We start from the raw sequence: 251 nt of genomic DNA, 5'->3' as shown, positions 1-251 counted from the left end.
TGTCGGTGGGAGGTAGAAACGCTGTTTCGTGAACTGAAGACGCAGTACGAGTTGGACGAGTTCGACACAAGCGACCCAGATGTAGTGAAAATTCTGCTGTATGCGGCGTTGCTGTCACTGCTGGTGAGTCGTGAGCTGTTGGATCTGGTCACCGAGCAGGCCGATGACGAGATCGTGTTTCCACCGGAACGCTGGGCGGCGACCTTCCGGTCGCACGCCCAGCTCATCCTCCATGAACTCGGTGAGTATCT

General features: G+C 56.6%; 1 protein-coding gene. It reads left to right on the top strand.

Features of this window, described 5'->3' with window-relative positions; all coding sequences use genetic code 11:
* Nucleotides 1-251, top strand: a 251-nt coding sequence (locus EXE41_RS18895) for a transposase (protein WP_158294447.1), incomplete at both ends; no start/stop codon positions are given.

It is taken from the genome of Halorubrum sp. SD690R, assembly GCF_005435035.1.
In the GTDB taxonomy this organism is placed as follows: domain Archaea; phylum Halobacteriota; class Halobacteria; order Halobacteriales; family Haloferacaceae; genus Halorubrum; species Halorubrum ezzemoulense.
Note: the sequence above shows the minus strand (reverse complement) of the source record. Positions and strands in the feature narration are given on the sequence as shown.